Below are 7005 nucleotides of genomic sequence, written 5' to 3'. Positions count from 1 at the left end.
GGGAGTCCCGCGGCCTTGTACCCGGCCGAGCAGACTGATCTCCCGTTCGAAGCGCCCGACCTTGTCGTGGCCCGGGGCCGACGGCCTGCCGGACGGCTAGGGTGGGGCTCCGCGACCCGACCCACCGGGGGGCCCGATGAAGATCCTCGTCTCCGCCGACATGGAAGGCGCCACGGGCGTCACCTGGCCCGCCGACGTGCTGCCCGGCACCCCGCAATGGGAGCGCTGCCGGGGCATGTTCACCTCCGACGTGAACGCCGCCGTACTCGGCTTCTACGACGGCGGCGCCGACCGGGTCCTCATCAACGAGGCCCACTGGACCATGCGCAACCTCCTCCTGGAGAAGCTCGACGCCCGCGCCGAGATGATCACCGGCCGCCACAAGTCCCTCTCCATGGTCGAGGGCGTCCAGCACGGCGACGTCGACGGCATCGCCTTCGTCGGCTACCACACCGGCGCCGGCAGCGAAGGCGTCCTCGCCCACACCTACCTCGCCAACTCCATCACCGGCGTCTGGCTGGACGGCCTGCGCGCCAGCGAAGGCGTCCTCAACGCCCACGTCGTCGCCGAATACGGCGTCCCCGTCATCCTCGTCACCGGCGACGACCTGACCTGCGCCGACGCCGCCGGATACGCCCCCGACGCCCGCACCGTCGCCGTCAAGGACCACGTCTCGCGCTACGCGGCCGTCTGCCGCACGCCGGCCCGCACCGCCGCCGACATCCGCGCCGCCGCCACCGAGGCGGTGAAGCTCGCGGTCCGGCACGAGCCGGTGCGCGGCGGTCCCCACACCGTGGAGATCGAGTTCGACGCCGAGCACCTGTCGATGGCCGCGACCGTCGTCCCCGGCGTCGAACGCTCCGGCGAACGCCGGGTCGCCTACACCAGCGGGACGATGTACGAGGGGATCCGGACCTTCAAAGCGGTCACGACGGTCGTCTCGGCGGCCGTGGAGGAGCAGTATGGCTGACATGCACCGGGTGGAAGGCGCCCCCCGAAGGGCCGCCCACGAAGAAGCCGCGGCCGCCGACGGGTCCCGCGCCGACGGGTCCCGCGCCGACGAGACGGCCCTCGCCGAGGTGGTCGAGTACACCTCCGGCCTGATCCGGATCGACACCACCAACCGCGGCGGCGGCGACTGCCGCGAGCGGCCCGCCGCCGAGTACGCCGCCGAGCGCCTCGCCGGCGCCGGCCTGGAGCCCGTGCTGCTGGAACGCACCCCCGGCCGCACCAACGTGGTCGCCCGGATCCAGGGCACCGACCCCTCCGCCCCCGCCCTCCTCGTCCACGGACACCTCGACGTGGTCCCCGCCGAGGCCGCCGACTGGAGCGTCGACCCCTTCTCCGGCGAGGTCCGCGACGGCGTGGTCTGGGGCCGCGGCGCCGTCGACATGAAGAACATGGACGCCATGGTGCTGGCCGTCGTACGCGCCTGGGCCCGCCACGGCGTACGGCCCCGCCGCGACGTCGTCATCGCCTACACCGCCGACGAGGAGGACAGCGCCGTCGACGGGTCCGGCTTCCTCGCCGACGAGCACCCCCACCTCTTCGAAGGCTGTACGGAGGGCCTGAGCGAATCCGGGGCCTTCACCGTCCACCCCCGGCCCGGCCAGGCCCTCTACCCCATCGCCGCCGGCGAACGCGGCACCGCCTGGCTCAAGCTGACCGCCCACGGCACCGCGGGGCACGGCTCCAAGCCCAACCGGGCCAACGCCGTCAGCCGGCTCGCCGCCGCCGTCGCCCGCATCGGCGAGTACGACTGGCCGGTCCGCCTCACCGACACCGTCACCGCCTGCATCACCGAACTCGCCGCCCTCCAGGGCCTCACCGTCGACCCGCGCGCCCCCGGCACCGACCTCGACGGCCTCCTCGGCAAGCTCGGCCCGGCCGCCGCCCTCGTCGAGGCGACCGTCCGCAACAGCTCCAACCCGACGATGCTCAGCGCCGGTTACAAGCTCAACGTCATCCCCGGCCACGCCACCGCCTACGTCGACGGACGCACCGTCCCCGGCGGCGAGGCCGAGTTCGCCGACACCCTCAACCGGCTCACCGGCCCCGACGTGCACTGGGAGTTCCAGCACCGGGAGGTGGCCCTCCAGGCCCCCGTCGACGGGCGCACGTACGGGATCCTGCGCGAGTCCGTCGAACACTTCGACCCCGACGGGCACGTCGTCCCCTTCTGCATGGCCGGCGGCACCGACGCCAAACAGTTCTCCCGGCTCGGCATCACCGGCTACGGCTACTCCCCGCTCAAACTGCCGCCGGGCTTCGACTACTGGTCCCTCTTCCACGGCGTGGACGAGCGCGTCCCCGTCGACGCCCTGCACTTCGGCGTCCGCGTCCTCGACCGCGCACTGCGGGCCCTGTGATGGGAGCCCGGTGATGGCGGCCGCCGCCGTCGGGGGCCCCTACGGCAGCTGGCCCTCCCCGATCACCGCCGCGCACGCCGCCGCGCACGACGGCCGGCCCGAGTACGTGGGCACCGTCGGCGCCGAGGTGTGGTGGACCGAACCCCGCCCCGCGGAGGGCGGCCGCCGCACCCTGGTGCGCAGGCCCGCCGACGGCGGCCCCGCCCGGCCCGTACTGCCCGCCCCCTGGAACGTGCGCAGCCGCCTCACCGAGTACGGGGGCCTGCCCTGGGCGGGCGCCGAACAGCCCGGCCGCGGGCCGCTGGTGGTCTTCGTCCACCACGCCGACCAGCGGCTGTACGCGTACGAACCCGACGCCCCGGGCGCCGCGGCGCAGCCCCGCCCGCTCACCCCCGTCTCCGCCGTCGGCGGCGGCCTGCGCTGGGCCGACCCCGTGCTGCGCGGCGGCGAGGTCTGGTGCGTGCTGGAGGAGTTCACCGGCCCCGGCCCGGGAGACCTGCGCCGGGTCGCGGCCGCCGTCCCGCTGGACGGGTCGGCCGCGGGGGACCGGTCCGCCGTACGGGAGCTCACCGACGACCGGCACCGCTTCCGCACCGGGCCGAAGCCCTCCCCCGACGGGCGCCGCGCCGCCTGGCTGGTGTGGGACCACCCCCGGATGCCCTGGGACGGCACGGAACTCCAGGTGGCCGCCGTGCACCCCGACGGGACGCTCGGCCCGCCCCGCACCGTACTGGGCGGGCCGGGCGAGGCCGTCGCCCAGGTGGCGTGGGCGGCCGACGGGACCCTGCTCGCGGTGAGCGACCGCACCGGCTGGTGGAACCCGTACCGGGTGGACCCGGAGGGCGGCGAGCCGGTCAACCTGTGCCCCCGCGAAGAGGAGTTCGGCGGCGCCCTGTGGAAGCCGGGCCTGACCTGGCTGGCCCCGCTGCCCGAGGGGACGGTGGCCGTACTGCACGGACAGGGCTCCTCCGTGCTCGGCGTCCTCGACCCCGACACCGGCGACCTCGTCGACGCGGCCGGGCCCTGGACCGCCTGGCAGCCCGCCCTGGCCGTCAGCGGAACCCGCGTCTACGGGGTCGCCGCCAGCCCGCGCAGCGCCTACGAGGTCGTCGAGCTGGACGTCGGTACGGGGCACGCGCGGGTCGTCGGAGCCCGGGCCGCCGACCCCGTGGACCCCGCCTACTACCCGGAGCCGCAGAGCCGCACCTTCCCCGGGCCCGGCGGCCGCGAGATCCACGCCCACGTCTACCCGCCGCACCACCCCGCCCTGCGGCCGCCCGACGACGAACTGCCCCCGTACGCGGTGTGGGCGCACGGAGGCCCCACCGAGCACGTACCGCCCGTACTGGACCTGCACATCGCCTACTTCACCTCGCGCGGCATCGGCGTCGTCGAGGTCAACTACGGCGGCTCCACCGGCTACGGCCGCGCCTACCGCGAGCGGCTGCGCGAACAGTGGGGCGTCGTCGACGTCGAGGACTGCGCCGCCGTCGCCCGGGCCCTGGCCGCCGAGGGCACCGCCGACCCCGCCAGGCTCGCGATCCGCGGCGGCAGCGCCGGCGGCTGGACGGCCGCGGCCTCCCTGGCCGCCACCGACCTCTACGCCTGCGCCGCGGTCATCTACCCGGTGCTCGACCTGCGGGGCTTCGCCGCCGAGACCCACGACCTGGAGTCGCACTACACCGACGGCCTGGCCGGCCCCCCGGCCACCCTGGCACTGCGCTGCCGCGAACGCTCCCCGGTGGCCCGCGCCGAGCGGATCGAAGCCCCGTTCGTCCTCCTCCAGGGCCTGGACGACCCCGTCTGCCCACCCGCCCAGGCCGAACGCCTGCTGGCCGCCCTCCGCGGCCGCGAGCCGGCCGTCCCGCACGCGTACCTCACCTTCGAGGGCGAGAGCCACGGCTTCCGCCGCGCGGACACGATGGTGCGTGCGCTGGAGGCCGAACTGTCGCTGTACGCACAGGTGTTCGGCATCGAGAGGGGGGACGTGCCGCGGCTGGAACTGGGCACGGAGTGACCCCGGGAGGCCCTAGGACAGGAACCGCTCGACCGCCTCGCGGGCGCGGGCGCTCGACGCCGCGGCGTCCGCCAGGGACCCGGCCAGCGCTCCGATCCATTCGTCCAGGCCCACCTGCCGCCGGGAGAGCACGATCCCCCGGACCTCGTGGCAGATCTCCCCGGTGGTCCGGCCCCGGTCCGTGCGCAGGGACAGCCGCTGCTCCCCGAGGACGACGTCCAGTCCGTCGACCGGACCCTCCCGCCCGGCCAGCCGCCGTGCCACGGAACGCCTGCGGCTGACGCGGACGGCGCCGGGCGGCAGCGAGTCGGCGAGGGTCGCCGACAGTACCCCGGCGTAGAGCTCCAGGTCGGCACTGTCCCGGCGCAGAGCGGCCGCCAGCAGGGCCGCGTCCACCGGGGCGGGCCCCTGCCCGTCAGTCATCGAGACCCAGCACCAGGGTCGGCCGGTCGATGACGTGGTCCGCGCGCAGCGGGCGTACCGCCGTCCCGACGGCGAAGAACTCGGTCGTGTGCGGCCCCCAGCGGTGCGAGTGCTGCCTCAGCCGCACCGCGACGATCCCCTCGGCACCGAGGGCCTTGCCCTCCGCCTGCATCCGGCTCATCGCCAGCTCGCGGGCGTCGTAGAGGGCCTGCGTGAACGGCTCGATCTCGACGTTGCGGCCCGTGTTGCCGAGGGCCTGCACGAGGCGCTGGTGGGCCACGTGGTAGACGCAGGAGCCCATGACCAGGTCCAGCGGCGCGTACCCGGCGCGGAGCAGGGTCCAGAAGTCCTGGCCGGACAGGTCCGAGGTGAACGGCCTGCCCTTGTCGTTCAGCCAGGTCCCGGCCGGTCCGGGGTCGGCGCCGTCCGCCTTGACGGCCGTGCCGACCGCGATGAACTCGGCGATGTCCGAACCGAATTCCTTGAACTCGATGTCCAGCCGGACCCCCACGATCCCGTCCGCTCCCAGCGCGCCCGCCTCGGCCCGCATCCGGCTCATCGCGAGTTCGCGGGCGTCGTACATGGCCTGGGACAGCTTCGTCAGCTCCTGGTTCTTCGACCAGCGGCCGAGCTGAAGGCCGACGTGGTAGACGGAACAGCCGAGGACCAGGCCGAGCGGGCGGAAGCCGGCCTCGCGCACCAGCAGGAACTCGTTCACGGTCAGGTCCGAGGTGAACAGCCCGCCGTCCGCGCCCGGCCGGAGCTGTGCCAGGCGCCGCATCGCGTCCTCGGACAGGCCTGTGCCGTCGTCTGTTTCCCGTCCTGTTCGCCCGGTCATGTCAGTGCTCGCGCTCCAGTCTCATGATGGTCAGCGGCCCGGTGGTGGCGGGCCGCGCGGAGCGGCCGAACCGGGCTATGGAAGTGCCCACGAAGACGGCCTCCGCGATGAGGTCGCGCGCGGTGCCGGAACCGGGACACTCGGTCTCCCGCACCTCCAGGCCGATGTCGTCCACGACGACGCCGTCGCCGCCACCGTGCCCGCGCGCGTCGAGGGCGAGGCGCGCACGGGCCTCCCGGCGGACGTGCCCGAGCAGCCGCGTGTGGCCGTCGACCTCCTGGTTGCCCGCGAACCGGCGGCGGCCGGTGAGCCCGGAGGCGCGCCAGTCGTCGTGCCGGATCGCGAGGGAGACGCCGAAGGCGAGGCCCGTCGGGACCCAGCCGGCGTGCAGCAGCCGCGCGAAGTCCTGACCGCCCAGGTGCGAGGCGAACGGCTGCCGCGGGTGGACGCGGGACCGCGCCCGGACGGCCGTGCCGATGGCGGTGAACTCCGTCCCGCCCGCCGGGAACGGGGCCGCGGTCAGACGCACGGCGACGATCCCGTCGCCGTGCAGCGCCCGGCACTCGGCCACCGCACGGGCCACCGCCAGCCTGCGCGCCGCGTGGACCGCCTTCGCCAGCGGAGCCAGGGACGGCTCCCACGGCGAGGAGGGGCCCCCGACCGTCGTCCAGGCGCCGGGGCAGGCCCAGGCGCCGGTGTTCCCGAGGTTGAAGACCGCCGTGCCGAGCACCTGGCCGACCGGCTCGAACCCGACGCCCGCGACTGCGGCGAACTCCCCGGCGGAGAACGTCGAATCCCATGGCCCGTCTACGAGTTGGCGCTTCATCGTCCGAAAGCGTATCCGAAGACCGGACGGGCGCCGCTAGGCGGTGTGCAGCCAGATGCGCAGCGGGCCGAGGGGGGTGAACCCGGCGCGTACGGCGGTGTCGAGGTCTTCGCCGTGCTCGTAGCCCACCACCGGAAGCTCCGGCCAGTGGCGGGCGGCCGCGTCGAGGGCCGCCGCCCAGGCGGCGTCGGCGTCCGCGTCGTCGTGGGCGAACACGTTGGAGACGCCGACGACCCCGCCGCCGGTGCTGAGGACGGCGCCGGCGGTGATCCGGGACCCGTCGCGGCCCGCCAGGAAGACGATGCCCTCGCGGAGCAGGCCCTCGTGGAACAGGCCGGTGGACTCCTCGCCGTCCCAGGCGAGCTCCCAGGCCGCCAGCTCCCCGGGAGCCTCCAGCTCGGCCCACTCCAGCCGGCCGCCCGCCGGGGCGGCCGGCCCCCCCGGGCGGGGGGGGCCCGGGGCCGCCACCAGAGCAAGGAGCCCCAGAACCGCCTGGAGGGGGCCCGCGGCGGGCACACCAACAACGACTGAA

6 protein-coding genes and 1 pseudogene are annotated in these 7005 nt (G+C 75.2%); 3 read left to right on the top strand and 4 right to left on the bottom strand.

The window, feature by feature from the left end:
• Positions 1-136: 136 nt before the first annotated feature.
• From ACQKM2_RS17990 to ACQKM2_RS17980, 3 genes are read left to right on the top strand one after another with little or no spacing between them, the layout of a single operon-like run.
• Positions 137-970, top strand: coding sequence for a M55 family metallopeptidase (locus tag ACQKM2_RS17990; RefSeq protein ID WP_427710788.1), 834 nt, complete (start codon positions 137-139; stop codon positions 968-970).
• Between the two features lies 1 nt (position 971).
• Entirely contained in the window at positions 972-2369 is a 1398-nt protein-coding gene (locus ACQKM2_RS17985; RefSeq protein ID WP_427710934.1) for a M20/M25/M40 family metallo-hydrolase, read from the top strand.
• 13 nt (positions 2370-2382) lie between these two features.
• Entirely contained in the window at positions 2383-4386 is a 2004-nt protein-coding gene (locus ACQKM2_RS17980) for a prolyl oligopeptidase family serine peptidase (RefSeq protein ID WP_427710787.1), read from the top strand.
• 12 nt (positions 4387-4398) lie between these two features.
• Here ACQKM2_RS17980 and ACQKM2_RS17975 read toward each other — a convergent pair whose 3' ends face one another.
• The 4 genes and pseudogenes from ACQKM2_RS17975 to ACQKM2_RS17960 all read right to left on the bottom strand — a co-directional run.
• Entirely contained in the window at positions 4399-4809 is a 411-nt protein-coding gene (locus tag ACQKM2_RS17975) for a hypothetical protein (RefSeq protein ID WP_427710785.1), read from the bottom strand.
• Positions 4802-5590: a heavy metal-binding domain-containing protein gene (locus tag ACQKM2_RS17970; protein ID WP_427710784.1), complete on the bottom strand. Its 789-nt coding sequence runs from the start codon at positions 5588-5590 to the stop codon at positions 4802-4804. Before ACQKM2_RS17970 ends, ACQKM2_RS17975 begins: the two co-directional genes overlap by 8 nt.
• A gap of 58 nt (positions 5591-5648) precedes the next feature.
• Positions 5649-6473, bottom strand: a complete 825-nt coding sequence (locus tag ACQKM2_RS17965; protein WP_427710782.1) for a heavy metal-binding domain-containing protein — start codon at positions 6471-6473, stop codon at positions 5649-5651.
• Between the two features lie 36 nt (positions 6474-6509).
• Positions 6510-7005, bottom strand: a pseudogene (locus ACQKM2_RS17960) (hypothetical protein); the annotation flags it as partial.

It is taken from the genome of Streptomyces sp. NPDC004126 (assembly GCF_050275515.1).
Classification (GTDB): domain Bacteria; phylum Actinomycetota; class Actinomycetes; order Streptomycetales; family Streptomycetaceae; genus Streptomyces.
This window is presented reverse-complemented; position numbering and strand designations above follow the sequence as displayed.